20 protein-coding genes are annotated in these 19,856 nt (G+C 61.1%); 4 read left to right on the top strand and 16 right to left on the bottom strand.

The window, feature by feature from the left end; translation table 11 throughout:
• Positions 1-26 precede the first annotated feature (26 nt).
• The 7 genes from NG698_RS13740 to NG698_RS13770 all read right to left on the bottom strand — a co-directional run bounded on the left by NG698_RS13740 (position 27) and on the right by NG698_RS13770 (position 6,519).
• On the bottom strand, positions 27-1,907 hold the full coding sequence (locus NG698_RS13740; protein WP_252610460.1) for a hypothetical protein: 1,881 nt from the start codon (positions 1,905-1,907) through the stop codon (positions 27-29).
• Positions 1,888-2,679 carry a hypothetical protein gene (locus NG698_RS13745; RefSeq protein WP_252610462.1) on the bottom strand — a complete coding sequence of 264 codons (792 nt, stop codon included), beginning with the start codon at positions 2,677-2,679 and terminating at the stop codon, positions 1,888-1,890. The genes NG698_RS13740 and NG698_RS13745 overlap by 20 nt, the downstream gene beginning before the upstream one ends.
• A gap of 74 nt (positions 2,680-2,753) precedes the next feature.
• Complete coding sequence (locus NG698_RS13750) at positions 2,754-3,089, bottom strand: hypothetical protein (protein WP_252610464.1); 336 nt, start codon at positions 3,087-3,089, stop codon at positions 2,754-2,756.
• A 14-nt stretch (positions 3,090-3,103) separates the two neighbouring features.
• Positions 3,104-4,324, bottom strand: a complete 1,221-nt coding sequence (locus tag NG698_RS13755; RefSeq protein WP_252610465.1) for a MinD/ParA family ATP-binding protein — start codon at positions 4,322-4,324, stop codon at positions 3,104-3,106.
• A gap of 199 nt (positions 4,325-4,523) precedes the next feature.
• A complete protein-coding gene (locus NG698_RS13760; RefSeq protein WP_252610467.1) occupies positions 4,524-5,063 on the bottom strand; it encodes a hypothetical protein in 540 nt (179 codons plus the stop codon).
• Positions 5,063-6,133, bottom strand: a complete 1,071-nt coding sequence (locus NG698_RS13765) for a M23 family metallopeptidase (RefSeq protein ID WP_252610469.1) — start codon at positions 6,131-6,133, stop codon at positions 5,063-5,065. The genes NG698_RS13760 and NG698_RS13765 overlap by 1 nt, the downstream gene beginning before the upstream one ends.
• A 14-nt stretch (positions 6,134-6,147) precedes the next feature.
• Entirely contained in the window at positions 6,148-6,519 is a 372-nt protein-coding gene (locus tag NG698_RS13770) for a hypothetical protein (RefSeq protein ID WP_252610471.1), read from the bottom strand.
• Between the two features lie 92 nt (positions 6,520-6,611).
• Here NG698_RS13770 and NG698_RS13775 point away from each other — a divergent pair, with 92 nt between their 5' ends.
• A complete protein-coding gene (locus NG698_RS13775; protein WP_252610472.1) occupies positions 6,612-6,926 on the top strand; it encodes an ArsR/SmtB family transcription factor in 315 nt (104 codons plus the stop codon).
• 116 nt (positions 6,927-7,042) lie between these two features.
• Here NG698_RS13775 and NG698_RS13780 read toward each other — a convergent pair whose 3' ends face one another.
• Genes NG698_RS13780 through NG698_RS13790 form a run of 4 tightly spaced genes read right to left on the bottom strand, consistent with a single transcriptional unit; the run spans position 7,043 to position 10,057 of the window.
• On the bottom strand, positions 7,043-7,570 hold the full coding sequence (locus NG698_RS13780) for a hypothetical protein (protein WP_252610474.1): 528 nt from the start codon (positions 7,568-7,570) through the stop codon (positions 7,043-7,045).
• The gene (locus NG698_RS22100) at positions 7,519-8,685 is read right to left on the bottom strand and encodes an alpha/beta hydrolase family protein (protein WP_509908526.1); all 1,167 of its coding nucleotides are present in this window, start codon (positions 8,683-8,685) and stop codon (positions 7,519-7,521) included. Before NG698_RS22100 ends, NG698_RS13780 begins: the two co-directional genes overlap by 52 nt.
• The gene (locus NG698_RS13785) at positions 8,670-9,656 is read right to left on the bottom strand and encodes a hypothetical protein (protein ID WP_252610476.1); all 987 of its coding nucleotides are present in this window, start codon (positions 9,654-9,656) and stop codon (positions 8,670-8,672) included. The genes NG698_RS22100 and NG698_RS13785 overlap by 16 nt, the downstream gene beginning before the upstream one ends.
• On the bottom strand, positions 9,656-10,057 hold the full coding sequence (locus tag NG698_RS13790) for a hypothetical protein (RefSeq protein ID WP_252610478.1): 402 nt from the start codon (positions 10,055-10,057) through the stop codon (positions 9,656-9,658). Before NG698_RS13790 ends, NG698_RS13785 begins: the two co-directional genes overlap by 1 nt.
• A 610-nt stretch (positions 10,058-10,667) precedes the next feature.
• Between NG698_RS13790 and NG698_RS13795 the strand changes: the two genes are divergently transcribed.
• Both NG698_RS13795 and NG698_RS13800 read left to right on the top strand, forming a co-directional pair.
• The gene (locus NG698_RS13795; protein WP_252610480.1) at positions 10,668-10,901 is read left to right on the top strand and encodes a hypothetical protein; all 234 of its coding nucleotides are present in this window, start codon (positions 10,668-10,670) and stop codon (positions 10,899-10,901) included.
• 243 nt (positions 10,902-11,144) lie between these two features.
• Positions 11,145-12,944: a MarR family transcriptional regulator gene (locus NG698_RS13800; protein WP_252610482.1), complete on the top strand. Its 1,800-nt coding sequence runs from the start codon at positions 11,145-11,147 to the stop codon at positions 12,942-12,944.
• Between the two features lie 92 nt (positions 12,945-13,036).
• Here NG698_RS13800 and NG698_RS13805 read toward each other — a convergent pair whose 3' ends face one another.
• Both NG698_RS13805 and NG698_RS13810 read right to left on the bottom strand, forming a co-directional pair.
• The gene (locus tag NG698_RS13805; RefSeq protein ID WP_252610484.1) at positions 13,037-13,489 is read right to left on the bottom strand and encodes a hypothetical protein; all 453 of its coding nucleotides are present in this window, start codon (positions 13,487-13,489) and stop codon (positions 13,037-13,039) included.
• Positions 13,486-14,256: a ParA family protein gene (locus tag NG698_RS13810; protein ID WP_252610486.1), complete on the bottom strand. Its 771-nt coding sequence runs from the start codon at positions 14,254-14,256 to the stop codon at positions 13,486-13,488. The genes NG698_RS13805 and NG698_RS13810 overlap by 4 nt, the downstream gene beginning before the upstream one ends.
• 1,401 nt (positions 14,257-15,657) lie before the next feature.
• On the opposite strand from NG698_RS13810, the gene NG698_RS13815 reads away from it, so the two are divergent.
• Positions 15,658-16,566 carry a coiled-coil domain-containing protein gene (locus NG698_RS13815; RefSeq protein ID WP_252610487.1) on the top strand — a complete coding sequence of 303 codons (909 nt, stop codon included), beginning with the start codon at positions 15,658-15,660 and terminating at the stop codon, positions 16,564-16,566.
• A 785-nt stretch (positions 16,567-17,351) separates the two neighbouring features.
• Here NG698_RS13815 and NG698_RS13820 read toward each other — a convergent pair.
• The 3 genes from NG698_RS13820 to NG698_RS13830 all read right to left on the bottom strand — a co-directional run bounded on the left by NG698_RS13820 (position 17,352) and on the right by NG698_RS13830 (position 19,545).
• Positions 17,352-17,633 carry a recombinase family protein gene (locus tag NG698_RS13820; RefSeq protein WP_252610489.1) on the bottom strand — a complete coding sequence of 94 codons (282 nt, stop codon included), beginning with the start codon at positions 17,631-17,633 and terminating at the stop codon, positions 17,352-17,354.
• A 426-nt stretch (positions 17,634-18,059) separates the two neighbouring features.
• Positions 18,060-19,088, bottom strand: coding sequence for a serine/threonine-protein kinase (locus NG698_RS13825; protein WP_252610491.1), 1,029 nt, complete (start codon positions 19,086-19,088; stop codon positions 18,060-18,062).
• A 4-nt stretch (positions 19,089-19,092) separates the two neighbouring features.
• Complete coding sequence (locus NG698_RS13830; RefSeq protein WP_256471074.1) at positions 19,093-19,545, bottom strand: crossover junction endodeoxyribonuclease RuvC; 453 nt, start codon at positions 19,543-19,545, stop codon at positions 19,093-19,095.
• Between the last annotated feature and the right edge of the window lie 311 nt (positions 19,546-19,856).

Consider the following 19,856-nt stretch of genomic DNA (forward strand, 5'->3'; position numbering starts at 1 on the left):
GCCTACTCCCTTGGCTTTTGTACTGCTTACCGGCCACTGATGTGGTCGGTATCGGGTGCCATTGAGTTGACGCCCTGGCGGCCGCGCATCGCGGCCTGTCGTGCGCTCTCCCGGCCTGCGAGCAGGAACGCTGTCGCCCCGCCGGCGGCGATCTTCGCGGAGCCCCGCGTCACCGCTGCCGTGCCTCGGCCGACAGCTGCAGCACCACCGCGCAAGGACTGAGCCGCCTTTCCTGAGGCAGTGCCCGACCGGTCATCGCGCTGCATCTCGCCGAGGGTGCGGGTATCCGGTGCCGGTTCGTCTCCGGATCCCTGGGCGGCAGAGCTCTGCCGTGCGGCTGCGCCGGAACCGCGCTGACCGCCGGCGCCGACACCGGCACCGGCAGCGGCCGTACCGCCGTCCGGGCTGGTCGGACCGGACCGTGAGGACCCGCCGGGGTGGTTGCTTCCGCCGGGGCCGGACTGGTTCTGTGCTGTCCGGCGTTTGCGGATCATGGAGCTCATGGCAGCGCCCGCGCCGGCGACCATGGCAGCGCCAGCGATCGAGGGGCGGTTAGCTCCCAGGCTGGTCGCCGAGGACGGCAGGATCGGTACGAACTTGAACAACAGGGCCGGCGAGAACGCCAGCACCACCATGGCCGCCGCTGCAATGAACACCGACGATGCGTTGATCAGTGCGTCATCCGTTCCCTCCCCCTGGAACGCGGGGCGGTTACTGATGAAGCTGAACAAAGCACCCATCAGCAGGAGGATCAACGGCTTGGACAGTGCAATACCAAGCCACAGCGACCCGGTCTTAGCCACGCGTGCACGGTACTGCGGGTGGATCATGAAACCGATCATCAAAGCCAAACCCACACCCAGCAGATACAGGGCCAGCGGCTGGAGAGCGAACAACCCCAGCAGCGCCCACGCCCCGATAAACAACAGGCCGAACAGCAGAACCGCGGCCAGCGGGCCGAACACGCCGGTGGACTCGTAAGAGGCGAACCGGGAAATCGTGGTCGCGAAATCCATGATCTGGTTCGAGGTCCACGGGCTAATGGCCCCGGTGAGGCCCATCAGCGCGTTATTACCCACATACGCCAGCGCCGGACCGAAGATCGCCAACAGAATCGACAGCGGCCCGAACCAGAACAACGACTGCCGCACCGTATCGAAGTCGATCTTCTCGTCCGAGAGGTCCTTGAACAGCTTGAAATACATCAACGCCAGGATCACGATGCCGATCCCCGAAAAAATCCCCCACATGTCCCTAAACGCATCATCAACCTGGAACTCGGAGACCCTCAGAAGGTTCATCAGAACCTCGTTCGTGGCTGTGACGCCGGCTTCCTTAGTCGAGTTGGCGAACTTCTCAAACCCGTCCTTGGCGTTGGCAATGAACGCGACCGTGTCCACTGCACCCAGAACAAACTGTCCGCCAGGCTGCATGCCAACCGCCGTGCGCAATGCAACGCCGGCGAGGGGTGAAAATTCTTTCCATGCCGTCGAGACAGCACAGACGCCCAGGGCTGCCCGGTTGGCCCCTTCCTGGGCCAGGGCAGCGCAGAACTGGCCTTGGCTGGACTCTGGTTTGTAGTCGAGGGATTGTTCCGGTGTGGTCAGGAAGCTGTTGAAAGCCCTGGAGGCCATGCCGTCGCAGTCCTGCCCGATCATCGTTGCACCAAGGAATTGAGGTGCACAGGCACCCTCGGCAAGCTTCTGATTCAACCGGTCCCGAATGCCGTCCCGTTCAGAAGGAGGTAATCCGGCCAGACGTTTGAGCTGATCCGCATTCAGCTTCTCGGATGCGTTGACTTCGTTTGTTGCCTGGGCAGCTCCCGCGGTGACAACGCCGACGCCCAGGAACAGCGCCAGGATCGCGGCCGCGAGCCGCAGGCGGGTGCTAGCGCGTAGCGTTCGCATATTCGACCCACCCTTCCTTGCTTAGGTCTTCGAAATACCGCGCCACCAAGGAGTCATCAAGCCTCGGCATGTTCCCAGTGGGGGTGCCCCCAACACCACCAGCCGGGCCTTCGTCTTTCAGCCGTTGCTTGAACTCGGTGTCATCAATCCGAGTCAGCGTGTTGGATATTTTCCAGTCGTCCTTCCACGTCAGTTCCACGGATGCGGTGCCAAAATATCCACCAGGCAGTGTGTCGCCGACTCTGCGGCCTCCGTAAACCACCTGCACCAGTGCGCTCTTCTTTGGCTCGCAGGAGACCATCCGGTAAAGGCCGCCGGCGCTCACGTTGACCTCATCGAGCCAACCCCCGTCAAAGCTTGAAAGGTTTCCCTTTGCGGCAGCATCGGCCCAGGTGTCGCCCAACAGGGTTGCGTCCTTGGTCCACGAACCAGGAATCGCGAGGGAATTCAGAGTGGCTTTCTGGGCCTCCCACGTTTTGGCGTTCACATTGAAGAGCGCCGGTGTGTAGTTGGCGGCGGCCTGGGCGGCGGAGTCGCAGGTGCCGTTGTATCCGATGGGGGTCCTGCCGTCATCGGCGGTCTTGGTGCCGCCCTCTTCGATGTTGATTTTGGAGACGGGGAAACCGAACTTGCCGGCCACCATGCCGTTGTCGGCACTTGGTTCGGGCTGTACAGCCTGGTCACTTGGCCGGAGGTTGATGAGCACCACGGCAACTGCCACGATGATCATCACCGCGGCGATGGCCACCAGGGCTTTCCAGTTCTTTTTCATGAGTCGCATTCCATTCAGTGTCCGAAGTTTGGCGAGACGCCAGCTGGAGCCCAATGACGGGCTCCAGGCTTTGGCTAGGCTCCTGCTGCGCCTGCCACGGCCAGGAACGCTCCGAGGATGACACTGACACTAGCGACGCAGCCGAAGGCGATACCGCTGCGTTTGGCACCGGTTGCACCATCGGAGATATCGTCCACGCGTCCGCCCTTGCGTGCGATGCCCCACTCGGCAAGGTTCCAGATGAACGCTGCCGTGACTCCCAGCAGTGCCAACGCCCACAGGCCGCCCATGACGAGCTGAATGGCGCCTTTGAACTCGATACCGAACACGTCAATGCTGGGTGTAACGCCGTCCAGGGGGTTGTCCGGGGCGGTTGCGATGGTGATTTTGGTCAGGATGTTGCTGAGCATGATGAGTGGTCCTATCAGCTGGTGGTGTGAGTGGAGTTGGGGCGGTTGTCTACCTCGAGCAGGCCGGCGGCGATTTCGGCCGTGGCACGTTCGAAGGCGCGGCGGGCGGGATCCCCGACCAGCTGCCAGTCGATGATCGAGCCGGTGTCCAGGGCACCGTCATAGGGAATGTCGATGATCGTCCGAACAGCGGAACCGAGCTTTTCGCGTAGGTCCGCCTGCTCTGCGGCCGAGACCTTGGCCCCGCCGCCTTGAGTGACAATGACAACGGCGTTATCGACCAGGTTCTTGTAGTGGGTGTTGGCGGTGCGTTCGGTCATGGATTCGAGCTGCTCGATCATGCGAAGCGCTGAGACAACGGCATTGCGTTTGAGCGTTGTGGGGATCACGAGCTGGTCCGTAACCTCGATGGAGGCCAGCCAGTTTGCGGAGCGGGTGTTGTTGCCCGTATCCACAATGATCGTGTCGTAAAACCGGCTGACCACGGTGTGGATCCGGTTGAACTCATCCGCTCCGATGGACTTCATCCGGTCCGGATCTTCGTCCGAGGCCAGGACGGAGAACTGGTTCTTGCCCTGATGCCGCGTGTAGTAGGTGAAGTCACCCTTGCGGGCGGAGATGGTTTCGAACTTCGCCAACACATTCAGCAGATCCCACACGGTGCGGGTGGACTCGTTCGCGTTGGTCCGGACGCCGAGGGTGCCCATCATTTCGTTGATATCCCACACGATGGCGTGCTGGCCCGAGTGGATCCCGAATGTGGAGCCGATCCCGACGCTGCAGGTGGTTTTACCGACCCCGCCCAGGGGCTGGGCGACCATGATCTGCATCGGGCGCGAGTACACGCGCTGGATCGCGGACAGATCCGTCCGGCGTGCCAGTTCGGCTGCGCCGACCTTGGGCTTGACCATGCCGAAGGTGATCGCCCGCAGGAACGCCTGCCAGCCGGTAGCTGGCGGCAGCTGGTCGTTGACATTTTCCTTTCGCAGCACCGATGCGCTGCGGCGGCCACTGACCAGGGGGCCGTGCTCTCCCTCAGCAGAGGGCTCCTCAGCCGCCGCCTGCGCTGGCTCCCTGGACGGCTGAGCAGGCCGAATCGCCTCCGCGTCCGGGACAGCGCTGATCACAGGCTCAGGAGGCTCCTGTGCAGTGTCGTCAGAGGCTGTTTCTGTGGGATCGAGAAGGCTGACAGGGGCACGGGACTTTCGCTCCGCACCTGACCAGTTGGTACTCATGAATTCTTCCTTTCACTCGTGGTGTGCCCACTTCGGGAAACATGCGTGGGCGGGAGGGACAGTGCGTCCAGGAACAGGACCGGGCCGGGCCCGCCATCCCTTGGGGCTGCCGTGCTGGTGGATGTTTCGGGCGGGGCCAGCGGGTCCGTGAACAGCGGTGCTTTGCCGAACTCGTCAAGGCTCACGCCGTGGTGCCCGTTCACTGGCTGGCCTTTGAGCTGATGGAGGTCACAAGCCAGGGATCGTCCTGGCCCATGCGGTGCAGCATCATGTCCCAGGGGCCGTCGTTGGTGTAGAAGGACGCCGTAACGGTCATCGGGTTCTCTGCCTCACGGCTGATCGAGGGGCCGTCCGTGATCGTGGTGATCGGCACCCGGGCCTGGTCGATGTACCTGGCATCTTCGGCGTATTCGGCAGCCAACAGTGGCTCCAGATCGGAAAACCACTTCGTCTCAGGCACGTCCGGGCGGCCGAAGAGCTTCATGGCCTTCGCCGCGGTCTCTTTGACCTTGATCTCAGCGTTGGCATCCCACGTGACGTTAGGGCCGTGATACTGCTCCATGGAGTGGTCGTGGCCGTCGTCGACCGAGTGCCCGCCGGTGGCCTCTCCACCGCCCGTGGTAGCTGTCTCGGACGCGGCAGGGGCCGCGCCGGCAGTGTTTGAGGCTGGTTCGCCACCACAGCCAGCCAGCAGGAGCGTGCCAGCCATGAGGGCCGGGAAAACCGCGAGTCTACGCATCAGAGGATGCCTTTCTCTTTGAGGATCGGTGTCGGATCGATGGTGGCGTTGATGGGGATCATCGGATTCGGGAGCGCCCCGGCAAAAAACTCCATGTGCAGGTGCCGGCCGGTGACATTGCCGGTCGCGCCCTCTGTGCCCAGCGGGGTCCCGGCGGCAACGGTGTCGCCCTCCTTGACCCGGACCGAGCCAGCCTCCATGTGATACATGCCGACCGTGAGCTTGCCGTCCGTGGTCTGGCCCGTCACGCCCGTGCCGAAGAGGCCATCGAGATTCCGGACCTTCACGATTTTCATGTCCGTAATGGCGACGATGGTTCCGGCATGGCCTGGAGTGGCGAAATCGATCCCGTAGTGGAAATTGGCCAGCACTCCCCCAGCCGTACCCGCCGGAGCTGCACGCGTCCCATAGCCGCTGGTGTTGATCGCGTCAGCCATCGGCCTGACCCACTTACCGGCCAGGTCCCCACCGACCTCGTTACCGGCGGCGGGGCACACGCCCGAAGGATCCACCAGGGCAACTGCTTCGCCTCCGAGGGCTTTAACGATTTCCGTAGCCTTGGGACGGAACTGGGTGTAATGGTTCGGATCGGAGTTCCGCTGTGCCCGGTGGATAGCGATCGTAGGCTCCAGCGACTCCCAGCCCTCCAAACGCTGCAACGCCTTGAAGAAGTTCGTAGAGCTGATGTGAGGATCCATGCGGTCTTCGTAGGAACCCCACGCCCCGTTGGCGCGCTGCTGGAACAAACCGCGGGAATCCGGGCCGGCGCCGTCACCGAAATCCATGACACGCAGCGTGGACTCACCAATGGACGCCTGAACACCCATCAACTGAGCCGCGACCGGAAGACCCAGATCCGAGGCCGCTTTCATGATCGCCGCGGCGTTCTTCATCTGCTCCGCATCGAACCCAGCCACCGGACTGCCCGCAACAGGCGCAGCAGATGACGTCGCCCGGGTGCCCGGAGCTACGCACGCCGAGGCGGCCTGCGCCGGTGTTCCGCCGTCGTCCAGGACCACGACAACGAAACCCAGCGCCAAAGCCACTGCGGTCCCAGTTGCAACAGCCATACCTCGGAGGGTCACTAGATCTGCCATCGGCTGCCGCGGCGGACCCAGGAATTAGCCATCCACAGAGGGCCAGCAGATTCAACGGCCAGGACAACATCGGGTCGGCGGAGACGGAAAACCAATCCCAGGCGCTTAGCTACAAAGACCTCGGCGGCCTTGTGGGAGGTCAGCAGGCCGATGCCGATCAGGTCTTTGAGGACACCTTCCATGGAGTCGCCCAGCCCTGTCCGGCGGGCGAGCTCAGCCTCATAGGTAACGCAAGCAGCGCGTCCCTCAAGGAACTCGCGCTCATCCATCAATTCCATAAGCTCATTCAGTACCCGCACCTGCCCGCCAGGGGCGTCCAGCTTGGCCACCCAGGAGACCTTCGACTTCATGAGAGCCACAGAGACGGATCGCTTTGAACTCTATGTTTTAGTAATAGAGTGGGGCCGCACAAAGGACAGTGATTCTCCACGGCCTCAGACAAGATGGAACTATGCCAAGCCTGATTCGACCAATACTGCCGCCCGAAGTCGAGGAGGCAATCGGCCTCATGGGCAATCGGGCCAGGGTAGAGATTCTGCGTCGCCTGTCGATGCTCGGCCCGTCGACCATTGGGCGCCTGCAGGCTGCTGTGGATATCAGCCGACCCAGCCTGAATCGACACCTCGATATTCTCGCTCAGGCAGGTTTGGTACTCACCGATCCTCCGGCAGGTATGCGGCACGGCAAGGACGTTGTCTATGTCGTGCAATCCGCGCGGGTCCGGGAGTTGACTAAGCAGTATGCCAGCTATGTCGTAGGTGCGTAACCGCGACTGTCTCAACCGGGGCCGAGGGCCAGCTGGCGCTCGTTCGCGGTTCGTAAAACTCATCGTTGTGGGCACCTGACCACGATAGCAGGACTGAAACATGTTTCAACCATGGTTCAAGCGTGTCCAGGGTCGTCGCTTTCGTAGGAATCAATTTCGTCCAAGAGTGCGTTGATCGCCTCGAGCGTCCTAATGTCGATATCGCCGAGAGTCCGGGCCGCGATATTCTTCAGCTTGTTCCGGCGCATCTTCTTGAGGAGCTGCAGCTCCCGCTCTATCCGTTCCGGGAGTTCTCCGGATTCATCGGTTAGGTATGCGGGTTCCACCTTGAAGAATTTGGCCATCGCGACCAGAGCTTCTTTGGGGGCGGTGTCAGGCGACTCACCGGAGCGAATTCGCCACCAGCGCGTTCGAGAAAGCTCGTAACCGTTTTCGCGCACACCTGCCTGGATATCGGCGAACTCATAGGGTTCTCCGCCTTCGGCCACCACGACGTCCAAGAGGAGGTTCACCTTGCGAGCAAGGGTCTCTGCCCGCTCCAGCCGATCGCGGGGACTGTCACCGCCAACCATGAATTCAACCCCATTCAATTTCATTCGCTGTTTGCCGCCGCTTTTTCTCCGGCCGGGCTCGGCGGAAACCAATGTTGATACCAGCGGCGAACAGCCAGATCCCAGCCTACCGGGTCGGAATTCCATTCTTGTGTGTGTCCCGAACAGTCGAACTCCACGAGTTCTATCCGGTTCTTATGTGCTTGCGCGAAGCGAGCGGAAATTTCAAAGGGAACGGACCAATCATTCCTATTGTGGAGGATCAAGACCGGGATACTCAGAGCATCATGGAATCTGGTCCGGTCGGGACCGCGTACGTCCAGCGGACCATCGAGGCCGACAAGTCTGCTGAATCCGTTGAGCGCTAGTAGTCGGGCTACAAGTGAGCCTAGGACTTGCGGACACCGTTGATGGCTGGCGTTGGCACGCATTACGTCCTCCCAGACCAATACCGGTGAGACCATAACGATTCCCTTGATTATCTCCGCAAATGATGACCGCTGCACGGCGTTGAGAGCCATCGTTGCCCCGAGGGACCAGCCAAACACCACACATTCAGTTCCGCCGCACTCCGCGACAAACCGAAGCGCTGCTTCTAGATCGCGCCACTCCGATTCGCCCAAATGCGATCGAGCGTCCCTCGATGGAGGGCCGTCGCCGTCATTTCGATATGAGATGACCAATGAGCTGAGTCCCATACGCGATGCGGTGTCCACCCCGCGCAGCGTCTGTACTCGGGTGCTCCCTTGCCCGTGGACATGAATGGCCCAGCGGCAAGTTCCCCGGTCGACCATCCAAGCAGGGGCTGGGCCGAGAGTTGTCTCGACGAAGGTCTCGACCACGTCAGCTGCAGCTGACAATGGATCGACCGAGACAATGCCACTCCATCTGCCTCTTGACTCCAGGGTTAGTCCAGCAGGCCTATGAAGGAGGCGCCGCGTGACTTTGCCCTCACGGGTGGAAATGATCGGACCGACAACGGCCGGGGGGCCACCTGCCGAGAGCTGCAAGCCGAACTGACCGGGAGCCAGCGTATGTCTCGTGGCTTGGAGCTCGATCTCATTATTGGAAATTGCCAAAGGAACGATGTCATAGCGGTGCTTGTACGTGGGTGAAGTCGCCTGACGTGCGGCCCATAGCGCACTGGCTAAGGCTCCTGCGGCGCCAAGTAACCCGGTCCAGACAGCGGCCTTCAGCGGGGACGCCATGAGAGCCTTTCGAGGTGACCGGAGGCGATGGCCAGTTTTCCAAGGCCCTTGGTACCGATTCTTTCTCTTGCTTCGGGATCCCGTGCCAAGGAGTCCTGGATCTCCACGATCATGCGGTGCAGCTCGCGGCGCCGGCGGTCTGGGCGTTTCTGAACCACACCAAGGTCCAGGGTCAGCCCCGTATTCCCGGCTACTGCCTGTCTCCAGACGGGTTGCAGGCCCGCAAGTACAGAACTGGTTCGTGCTGTTTCGTAGATGGCAGTGACTTTGCGGCTGGCGGGAGGCAGGGCCATGCCGGTGCAAAGAAGAACGAACGTAGCCGAATTCATCACCGTATAGATTCCGGACAGGGCCGTGAGCGCCCCAACCATGCCGAGAACGTTAAGTGCATCGAGTACCAGCACATCAACGACGAGCAAAACGGCTGACAGACATCCCAAGCCGATGAGTGCAAACGCAACGGTATAGATTCTCGTGGCCCAAGCCTTTCGAAAGCGCACGCATGTCCAGCCGGCGCTGGCCATGACTGCGCCTATGTAAAGGTACTGGGTCGCCGAATACAGACCTGCCGCCCACTGCCCGCCGTAGTCCCGCATGAACGATGTCGACGTAACCGGAGCATCGATAAGAAGGAATAGGAGGGTCGCCGATGTCGCAGCGCCCGCAAGCCCGGCTTTGGCCAATACGTCGTACGATGATTTCCGGCCGTAGGATGCTGGCCGTGCAGCCCGACGAATGGCCCGGGCGAGAAAACAGACACCAGCCAGCAGGAGAAGGTTCGCTCCAAGGTCCGCGTAGTTCTTCCCGCCTACCCACACGTCCGTGAGAAGGTAAACAGCATTGATGTTGAGGACCATGGACACGGAAATAAGCACCGAGGCCCATAGGATGCTGGTGTCTTTTCCTTGGCCGCGTGACGCGATGACGATCATCGTCAGACTTACCATCAGCCCCGCTGCGATGAACTCCATCAGCCGAATACCTCCTCGAAGGCGCCCGGTTCACCAGGCCCTTCTCGAAGTGCCTCAGCCATGAGGTCGGCGAGGTATTCGGCTGTTGCCTCTTCTAAAGTCCGGAACTCGGTCCGCATGAGGGCCCTGCTCACAATCTCCGGAGACAGGCCACGAAAGGCGCTCTTCAAGACGGTGCCCGCGCCGGCAGTAGTGTCGTGGCCCAGGACCATATGAGCAAGTTCGTGAAGAATGAACTGCTGACGCTGCAGCTCCCAAGGCGTTGGGGGGTGAAACACCCACTCGACCTTCGCCCCCGGTAGCCACAGGCCACAGATGGATGTGCCGACCAGCTTCTCAGTTGCCCGAATCCTGATCTGCTTGCCGCGAATGTCTTCGATAACACTCAGAAGCAGACTCAAAGTCAGGCCTCCCGGGAGCCCCAAGGCAGCGAATGCACTGGATGCATCGTTGAAAGCCTGCCCAGACGTCGTAACAGACAGAGAACGCAGAGCTTGCGTCACAACAACATGACCCTTCAATAGCTTCAGTGGGGATAGGCTAGGTTGAAACATGTTTCAAACATGTCTTAGCCTGGTTCAGGATCCAGTTTATCCCGAGCGGAACGGGCCCAACCATACCAAGCGGATCTTTAGAAGCACTCGTCATCGCCAAGGGAAGGAAGGATGCACATGATTAACGGCCAACCCGCGAAAAGCACGATGTGTCCGACAGCTCCGTCAGCTTTCCAGTTCGTCGGGGCGAAGGGGAGGGACACTCATGTCGACTCGTATCGCTGCCACCCCACGAGGAAAATAGAGATTCAGGCCAGATATGAGAAGGCAAACAAAAGTGCGGTGCGACACGCGGGGTCGTTTTCTGTAAACAAATCCCCGGACACCCCTCAAGGAAGTGCTACTTTCGACTGAGTCGATAGCTGTAAACAGAAACTCGTTAGCGTCGACATCGAGTAGGGCCAGCGATGAAGCAGTCACGACCTATCGGTTTGTGCGAGATTCAAAGGACATGACAATGAGCGCAGTAATCAATCGTGGAGGCGGACGACCCAGCAAGGGGCTCCGCGATTACATTGGCTTCCGGACGCCGGCTAAGACCGCGGAGGACGTTAAGATGATCGCCACCGCCAAAGGCATGACCGTTACTGACTACGTTTCCGCTGCCGTCGACCGGTCGCTACGCGAAGACTTGGCAATGCTGGATCATTTCGCGCACCAGGAGGAACTTCCTATCCGCATAGCCTCATAAACAGAAGAAGGCCCGCACTAGGCGGGCCTTCGAAGCTGAAGATTCACGATCCGGGAAGCTTTGCCGGCGATCAGATCGTAAATCGTATGGAAGACCTTCACAGGCCTTCATTTGTGCTGCAAAACCGATCTTGCAGGATCGGCCCTTAGCCATTCCCTCGACAGGAACAGAATCATCGTACAACAACACGCTCTCGGGCTGCCAGCACTAAACGAAGCTGGCGTGTCTCGCCAGCAGCCTTCCTTGGCCAGCGCCGCTCAGACCTGGGCCGCCCTGACGCCTCTTCTCGCAGGTCAGCCACGCATACGTCTCTCCAAGGACGGCGGAAATACGTACCCACAGAAGTACGAACGGGCACTAACTGTGGCGCTCCCCACGTTCCCTGCCGCGGTACGGATCTTCGGAAAAGACGGCACCTGCGCCGCGATCTTCCTCGACTTCGACTCCTCCGTCGCCGGCGTCGACTGGGTGCAGGCCGACGTCCGCGCGGTCCAGGCCTGGCTGCACAACTGCGGGGCCCGTTGGATTGAGGACTACTCCCCCAACGGTGGCCGCCACATTTACATCCCGCTGGCGCAACGAGTTACATTCTCCGAAGCGCGTGATCTTGTCGAGGCTCTGGGCACCCGGCACCGGACCCTGGACAAGACCCCGCACCAGAACCTCCTCCACGGCTGCATGCGCACGCCGGGTTCCCAGCACAAGCGAGGCGGCCACCAAGAACTCGCAATGAGCCTAAATATGGCCTACGACATTGCCCGTCGGCCCAACTCAACATCCGTGTGGACTGCGATGAACGGTGAACTAGCAGGCGAGATCGGCGCCGTCCGGGCACTCCGCCTCGAGCAAACGTTCACGTCGGAGGCCGGCGAGACACCCGAGCTCCAGCATCCGGGCGGCCGAATGTCCAGGGTAATGCAGCTGATGGCTCAAACCGGACTGTACGACTCGAACCGGTACGCGTCTGACTCGGAGGCTCGCCAGGCAATCATCACGGGGGCTGCGGCCGCCGGGATGGAAGTTACCGATGTGGAACGTCGGATGCTACAGGGGACCTGGCCAGGGCTTGCCTCCTTTTATGCCCGTTATGCCTCCCGGCACAGGGTTCCTGCCCTGCGCCGGGACTGGCTGAATGCGGTCAGCTACTTGAAAGACCCAGGATCCAGGGACGGGAAGAACAATGATCGTAAATCCCCCACAAGCCAACCAAATACACAGCCCCCTGGGATACAGCGGACTTCGATCTCTACGAATCCCGATGCTGAGCATCGGTTTATCAGGACTTGGCGAAATGCACTCAGACTTAGAGAGCACGCCTACACCGATTCGAGGACAGGGCTGGCGCGAAGAATGGTGCTGAGGTCACTGGGGGAAGCTGCACACATGACAGGCTCCCGGTTCGTTGAATTCGGTGCCCGGTCCATTGCGGTTGCCACAGGACTCGACCACACGACTGTTGGATCCCACTTGAGGGCGTTGCGCAGCGAGAGCGACACGTTGGTGACTCTGGTCGAACAGGGCCGCGGCACTAAAGGGGATCTCTACATGCTTTCCGTGCCGGAGGAGATGAAGGCGGCGGCCGAAGACCTAACCTGGCGGAAGGGGAAGATTCATGCCTTGAGGCCGGTGTTCCGGGAGCTTGGACTGCCGGCAGCATTTGTCTACGAGGCGCTGGAGAACTCCCCCGGACTTTCCACGGCCGAGCTCGTGAAGTTGACCAGGCTCTCCCGGACAGCTGTCAGTGAAGCGCTTGAGGTGATGGCCGCGTGGAACATGATCGCTCGGGACATCACACGGGCATGGTCGGTGGTTGCTACTACGTCGTTGAAGGATCTCGCCGAGCACTTCGGCGTGCTGGAAGCCGTCGCGGTGCAGCTGCAGCGCTACCGGATCGAACGGATCCTGTGGAAGGAGTGGTTGTCGAAGAACGTCAACACTGTCGCGGAGCTTCTCTCCCCCGGTGAAGACTATCCGTGGGAGGCATATGAGGGCCCACCGGATGAGTGGGCCCTCGCAGACATGGCGTTCACCAGGGGCGGGTAAGGGTTCGGGCCCGTAGGGCCAGTACTGTCATGCATTCATGCATGACAGTACTAAGAGTTCTTGTCGCGGGGATCTCGGCCACTCCCCTAGCTCTAGCCCCAGCGGGACTTGATAGCCTGCTCTATCGCTTCACGGACGGAGATGCCTTCGTCCTCCGCGGCCGCATACAGCACGTCAAGGACTTCCTGGGATAGGCGCGTGCTCAATGGAAATGTCACCTCGCGGCGCGTGGTTTTCCGGTTCGCGGCCGGCTTGGATGCCTTAGCGGGCTTGGATGACTGGCGCGCTGGAGCCTTCGTCGGGAGGGCAGTTGCGGCAGTCGGGACTAGGGACTCGGTCACAGAGTCCTGGAAGCGGCTGGAGGCCGGTTCTTCAGTCGGGGCCCCTGCGTCCCTTCCCCCGCCTGTCGGGGCCGGTTCTTCCGCCTTCACGATTGCCGGCGCCACAGCTGCAGGTGAATAGTCGACCGGGTCGACCTTCTCGTCAGGTGCCGGACGTGGCATACGGCGCAGAACGGCCGGGCGGTCCTGCAAGTCTTCGGTCATCGGACGATCTCCTTCATCAGCTCGTTGTAGGCTTCCACGACGGGCTGGCCCTTGCGGTACTCCCCATACCATTCCTGCGTCATGCGCATTTCCTGAACGATGGTCCGGTGCGGCACCAGTGGGGTGAGAAGCATTCCGGTCTCTCGGAGTTCGTCGATGCTGGCCACCGCGATCCGGGACATAACGGTCGAGGCGACGGCGCCGACGACAATGCCGGCCTCGTGCAAGTTGTCCGGCGCCCCTAGGCGCTTACGGGACATCCGGAACTGCTCGACGCTCTTGCGTGCACCAGCCACACCGTCCACCCCATCGACGGTGGCGCCAGCGGCGTACACGATCGTGTCGGCGGCGTTCAGGGCGGAGAGAGTCAGTGGCCCGCCCTGGCGGTTCGGGCAGTCGATGATGACGACGTCGGCGTCAATCCCTATGAGGGACGTGCGCAGGCGGAGTTCGGCATGGTCGGCGCGGTCTGCTTCGCGGTTGGATACGCTGCGGGCGGAGGGAACGACACGAAGGTTGGGGAACCAATTGGACTCCACAGCGAGGTCCTGGGCCCAGCCTTCCGGATCGGAGTCGCCCAGGATAGCGCCGACGTGGAGGCCGTCCTCTTTCGGCTCGATTCCGATCCACTTGCTCGCCGCAGCGCGCGGATCGAGGTCGACGAGTACAACTTTGCGTCCTGAAGCGGCGGTGACAGCTGCTAGGGACACGGCAGTTGTCGTCTTCGTGGCACCGCCAGACTCGCTGTAAACCATGATTGTTTGCATGCTTGAAAGGATTCCGGAGCCATCAGTGCGTTACAAGGAGCCACGCCGATCACTTCCCCATTGTGATCAATCTTGCATGCATTCTTGCCTGCTGCCATGCATGCTGTCTTTCATGCATGAATGCATGAAGTGATTCGTCGAGTCTCCTGGCTTGCGGTCGTTGGAAACCCATTCTGCGGTCGCTGGTGGGGGACGTTACCTGTCTGATTGATGCCTAACTGACGTGGGCGGATTGCATGCATGCATTCTGTCATGCATGCATGAAAGCATGAATGCATGAAGTGATTCGTCGAGTCTCCTGGCTTGCGGTCGTTGGAAACCCATTCTGCGGTCGCTGGTGGGGGACGTTACCTGTCTGATTGATGCCTAACTGACGTGGGCAGATTGCAGACTTGCTTTCATGCATGCATGCATGCATGCATGCATGCATGCATGCATGCATGCACGCAAGTAAACAAGAAAGAATGCGTGCATACATGCACGCACGACCCCATGGCTCGATTTTCGTAGTTCAAGAAACTTCCGCGCGGTGTGGTGCCGTCTGCCGCGGGCCAGTATTCCTAGGAGCTCTCATTCATGCATGAAAGAAAGCAAGCGGGCGGTCGATAAAGCACGCATGCATGCATGAACGAACGAAGCTGGCTTCTCGACAGTCCATCCGACGCGCGTCAGAAACGACCGTTTGATACCTGGTGGCCGCATGGGTCTGCAAAACCGAACAGGGTGCCGGGTCGTGCCGTCAGAACTCGTTGCCGGAATCAAAGTGGGTCAGTGGCGGGGGAGAGGACGTTTTGACCATTGGTGGGGGAGTGAGCCGGCGACTACCGACTACGACCGATGGGCCGCCCGCAAAGCGTCCGATGGAGGATCCGTGGTCGCGCTCGAGTTGGGCGAACGTGGCCCGGCCCATCGTCCCCGTTGTGCTGGTGCCTTCAGTGACGCTGCGGAAGTGCAGCCCTCGGTGTTCCAGTCAGCGATGAGAGCCAGCAGGTTGCGGGTGTTGCGCTGGCCAAACTGCTTGCCAGCATCGCGGGGCCCCCGCGCGCATCCGGGTCAGCGGTGCCTCTGCGGCGGGACGACCGTGCGCCGCCGGGGCCGACTCCCTACACGGAAAGGCGCGAGATCACTCACCGACGACGAAAAGTGTTGTTACGTTTCGTCCGCAGTTTCGTATTTCATATTTCGTTATGTTTCGTCTTTCATTCCACAACGAAAGTCGATATCGTTAGAGTCATGAATGAAAATATGGTCGAAGTCTCCGAGCGGCTCTGCCGCTTCCCGGGGTGTCGGCGGCCCGCGATGGCATCGGATGCGGGCACGGGCCGGCCGCCTGAATACTGTGATGACCCCGCTCATAACCGCGCTTCGGCCTGGCGTGCACGTCAACGCACCAGTGAAGATATGACCGGTGTGGCTGAGGCGCGCCCGGTGGATTCTGCGCGCCAGCGGGCCAGTGAGATCACCGGCCAGGTGAGCGGGATGATTGAGCACCTGGGCCAGCAGTTGACGGCACTCGTGGAAGAGCTGCGAACGGTGGGGGACCCGGGGGCAGCGGAAGCCCAGATCGAATCGGTGGCAAGTGAGGCGGCCGAGCAGGTCGCGGCCGCGAACGCGAGGGCCACGCGGGCCGAGCAGGCTCAGCGTCGCGCCGAGGCCGATAAGGACGAAGCCGACGCGGCCGCCGAGGAGGCAGTCCGAACCGGCGAGCAGCTCACCCAGGATCTCGCGGGCGTCCAGGAGGAGTTGGCCGCTGCGCAGACCAGGGAAGACCAGCTGGCCCGGGACCTTGAGCACGCCCAGACAGCGGCTGCCACTGAACGACAGCAAGCGGAAACAGAGATCGCTGGTCTGCGGACCGATACGGAGTCTGTCCGTGTGCGACTGAACCAGGTTGAGCAGGAACGTGACGCCGCAGTCGAGCGGGCCGGTGCAGAGGAACGGGTACGGGTTGAAGCAGAGCGGCGTGCCGCAGCAGCGGAAAGCCGTGCGGGGTCGCAAACCGAACGTGCTGAACGTGAGGAAGCCGCGGCCTCGGAGGCACGTGACCAGCTGGCCGGCGCCCGGGCCGACGTTGAGGCAGCCCGTGAGGCTGTAGCCGAGATGCGCAGCACCGCGGCAACACTGACGGCCGAGCGTGATGCTGCGAGAGCCGACGTGGAACGCGAACGCCGCCACGGGGAGCAACGCGTCAAAGACCTCCACGACACCTACAAGGGCCAAATCACTCAGTTACGCGATGAACTAACCCAGGCCCGCGCGGCAGGAACCAAACAACCAAGGCCCCGACCACGAGCCGACGGAGAGAATTAGCAGGGCCGAGGTAGCGCCAGCGGCCAGTGTTGTCGGCCAAGTTTCGGGCCCGATACCGGCGCCGCACTTAGATTGAGACCGGAGCGGCCAGTGCAACCGACAGCCTGCAGCGTCAACCGCTTTTGCCGTGTTGGGGCAGTCATCGGTGTGGAGCAGCTCTATTCTCAAGCCCGGTCATTGTCGCCCGTTCCCATCGACCCAAGCCGCGGCTGTCTTCTATGCGTTCAGTCACGACCGAGGAACGAAGAAAGCCCACCGATGGGGGACCGGCGGGCTTTCCGGTACAGACGCTACCGGCAACCAATTCAGACATCGAGTGGAGCATTCAACGGTTGATGGAAAGCGGGGTCCAGGACCGAAACACGTTTTGCATCCTCTGTTGAGGCTGGCCCCGAAGTCAGCCGGGACGGACGACCGTCAGACAGAAGGGGTGACCGGCCGGGTCCAGCAGCACACGCCATTGCCCAGGCGCCGGCTGGTGCGTCGTCCTCGTCAGACCTGGTCGTCGCTTGCCAGGCTGAGGTAACGGTAGACGGTAGCGCGGCTGGATCCCATGATCTTTCCAATATCGGCCGGCGTGAGTCCCTGGGCCTTTAGGGCGCGGGGCGCGCTTGACCTTCGCATGAGCGGCGGTGACTTCCCGCCGCCCGGCCTTCCGCCCGTGTTCGGCGGCCGCGGCCATGCCAGCTCTGGTCCGCTCGGCCAGCTGGTCGCGCTCGAGCTTGGGCGAACGCGGACATGACTGTGAGCATAGCCCGGCCCATCGGCCCCGTTGTGCTGACACCTTACGTGACGCTGCGGAAGTGCACCCCTCGGTGTTCCAGGTCATCGATGAGAGCCAACAGGTTGCGAGTGTTGCGACCCAGCCGGTCCAGCTTCCAGACCACGACTTCGTCACCGTCCCGCAGGTGCTCAAGCATTTTGTCCAGCTCAGGGCGGCTCGCCCTCGTTCCGCTCACGACGTGGTCGGTGAAGATTCGCCGGCAGCCCGCGGCATGCAACGCTGCATGCTGCAGAACCGCGTTCTGGTCCACGGTGCTGACCCTGGCATAACCGAAACTTCCCATGCCGCCCCTACGCTCAACAAAGGCTAAATTACCTTTTGTTGAGAATAGCCACGTGAGACACATTGATAGGACAAGGCTGGGTCTCGGGAGACTCCGGGAATTCCGGCTTTGACCAGCTGGCGCCGGGCCGGGCCCTCCGGTCTGGATAAAGGATCCATAGATGAGACAGCGAACTGCCTAGGCACCCGTCATTACGGTCGTTCAGTGGGTGAGACGTCTCCTATCCAAGGGTTCCGAGACATAGGTGCCCCTGTGGCAAACCGCCACGGTCTACCGATACCTTCAATAATCCGTACGGAGATTGGTCTCGACAGCCAGATGAGGAGATCAGACAGGGCGGGCAAGGGCAGACCGCGAAGCGACTCCTGATCCTTGGCGCACTACAAAAATAATCGATCGTTCTTGCGAAGCAGCTTCTGCGGTGGGTTACACGCCATCCTGTGCAATCCGTTGAAGGACCCGGCCGGCATGTTTCAGGGCATCCTGGATATTTGAGGTCTTTATACGGTCGCCGCGGACTTCGCGCAATGCTAGCTCGTTTTTTCCGCGTCTAACGGTGAAGCTGAACTCTGTGTTAATGCCTTCAATGGCTGCATCCCAGTGGGTTTGATTGGGGCCTCGTCCTATCCAACGGTGGGGCACGCCGCCAGCGCGCTCCGCCCAAGACACAACTGGCCGGGCCTTCTCCAGTGTGTTCCTTAGGAGCGTCGCCGTCCCCGGTCGTTTTCTTGGATCAACGTGCATGGCCGAGATGATCGCCTTCCGTAGGCGCAGATGAACGTATGGTTGCCAGAGCTTCCGATTCGGGAATGTGCCCATCTGAGTCGCTTGACCTATGTTCCCGTCTGCAGGGATCGAACTGTGCATCATTTCATCGCCATTTAGCAGCCGGTAGGCCGTGCCACCTAACGCATAGATGTCGCCTGCGACAGTGTCGATGAACGAGTCACTCGTCCAGGCCTCCGGCGGGAGTAGCTTGAGGTAGCCCATGTTGGGAAGAGTTTCCGGGTCATTGGCCATTCCTGAAAGGCCGAAGTCGCTGACCTTTACGCGCCCGAATGCGTCGAAGAGAAGATTTGCAGGTTTGATGTCTCTGTGAAGCAGCCCCTGTGTATGGAGATGTTGTACTCCGCGGCAGGCGTCCTCGACTATTTGGATGGCGGTCTGGACCGGAACCGCAGCCCCGGAGAACCTGGATTCCACGCTGCCATCAGGCAGATACTCCATTCTGATCACTGACTGGCCATTAACGACGTCGGCTGCAAAGACGTCCACTACGTGCTCATTCTTAGCCAGCAGCATGGCTTTTGCTTCTTTATGGTCGTCAACACCTCCGGACAGAGCATCAGCGCGTATGTACTTCACCGCACAAAGCCGATCCAGACTCAGGTCCCTCTCGAGTTCAACTACACCGAAGTGGCCGCGCCCTAAGGTCCTGATCCGCTGATACGCCACGGGATCACGCGTCCATGGTCGCTATAGCTGCAACGACCGGCGTTAGGCGACTTTTGGGAATACCCTCCGCGACGGCGAGCTCGGCGACGTAGGCCAATATCTGCTCCTTCGCACCCACCTTGAACCGTGCTCGCAATGTTGCCCACTTGAAGGTGTGTATCGGTGTTCTCGACTGAGCGGCCGCGGCGAGTACGATGCCATCGACTTGGGCCCGTTCCAGCGTCGAAGCTTTCATGCTCTGACCGGCCTCAGCCTCGCTGAGGTGGATCACGTCTGGAGCGTGCGTCGCGATCATTTCGCTGATTTCCTTGTAAACCCACAGGAGCTGCTCTGACCGGTCGTCCGAGGGTGGCCCCGAGCTTCCGGCCCCCAAAAGGCTGGCCGAGGCGCGTGTTGAACCGGACGCTACCGCCCAAATGATTCGGTTTTTTTCGCATTGAAGGCCCAGTACGTTCAATTTTCCCCCAAGGTAAGTCGTGGCAGGGTGCCAGTGTTGCCGCTAGCGTCCCGGCATCACATCCTATCGAGTAGCCACTGCGGACGATGGTGCATCGTCCCGAAAGCTTCAGCTGTGACGGATCATTGGCGTGGGACTTGTGGGACAACCTGCGGGACAGCCAGGTTACGAGGAATTCCGCGGATTCCGGTTAGTGAGGGAGCATGCCACTGGGGTGTCCCGGTTCCAAGGAAGTGGGACATGTCCGATTATCCGTTGAGCCTTTCCACCAGCGGTTTGCAACAGAAATGTCAGTCCGTCGGCTCATACTG

Origin of the sequence: Pseudarthrobacter raffinosi, from assembly GCF_023913735.1 — a bacterium.
In the GTDB taxonomy this organism is placed as follows: Bacteria; Actinomycetota; Actinomycetes; order Actinomycetales; family Micrococcaceae; genus Arthrobacter; species Arthrobacter raffinosi.

Coding starts and splice junctions, on each gene's coding strand:
- NG698_RS13745 (WP_252610462.1), bottom strand. CDS start 2,679: ATGAAAAAGAACTGGAAAGCCCTGGTGGCCATCGCCGCGGTGATGATC.
- NG698_RS13785 (WP_252610476.1), bottom strand. CDS start 9,656: ATGGAGTTCATCGCAGCGGGGCTGATGGTAAGTCTGACGATGATCGTC.
- NG698_RS13815 (WP_252610487.1), top strand. CDS start 15,658: ATGACCGGTGTGGCTGAGGCGCGCCCGGTGGATTCTGCGCGCCAGCGG.
- NG698_RS13765 (WP_252610469.1), bottom strand. CDS start 6,133: ATGGCTGTTGCAACTGGGACCGCAGTGGCTTTGGCGCTGGGTTTCGTT.
- NG698_RS13795 (WP_252610480.1), top strand. CDS start 10,668: ATGAGCGCAGTAATCAATCGTGGAGGCGGACGACCCAGCAAGGGGCTC.
- NG698_RS13740 (WP_252610460.1), bottom strand. CDS start 1,907: ATGCGAACGCTACGCGCTAGCACCCGCCTGCGGCTCGCGGCCGCGATC.
- NG698_RS13820 (WP_252610489.1), bottom strand. CDS start 17,633: ATGGGAAGTTTCGGTTATGCCAGGGTCAGCACCGTGGACCAGAACGCG.
- NG698_RS13775 (WP_252610472.1), top strand. CDS start 6,612: ATGCCAAGCCTGATTCGACCAATACTGCCGCCCGAAGTCGAGGAGGCA.
- NG698_RS13755 (WP_252610465.1), bottom strand. CDS start 4,324: ATGAGTACCAACTGGTCAGGTGCGGAGCGAAAGTCCCGTGCCCCTGTC.
- NG698_RS13750 (WP_252610464.1), bottom strand. CDS start 3,089: ATGCTCAGCAACATCCTGACCAAAATCACCATCGCAACCGCCCCGGAC.
- NG698_RS13760 (WP_252610467.1), bottom strand. CDS start 5,063: ATGCGTAGACTCGCGGTTTTCCCGGCCCTCATGGCTGGCACGCTCCTG.
- NG698_RS22100 (WP_509908526.1), bottom strand. CDS start 8,685: ATGGCGTCCCCGCTGAAGGCCGCTGTCTGGACCGGGTTACTTGGCGCC.
- NG698_RS13805 (WP_252610484.1), bottom strand. CDS start 13,489: ATGACCGAAGACTTGCAGGACCGCCCGGCCGTTCTGCGCCGTATGCCA.
- NG698_RS13810 (WP_252610486.1), bottom strand. CDS start 14,256: ATGCAAACAATCATGGTTTACAGCGAGTCTGGCGGTGCCACGAAGACG.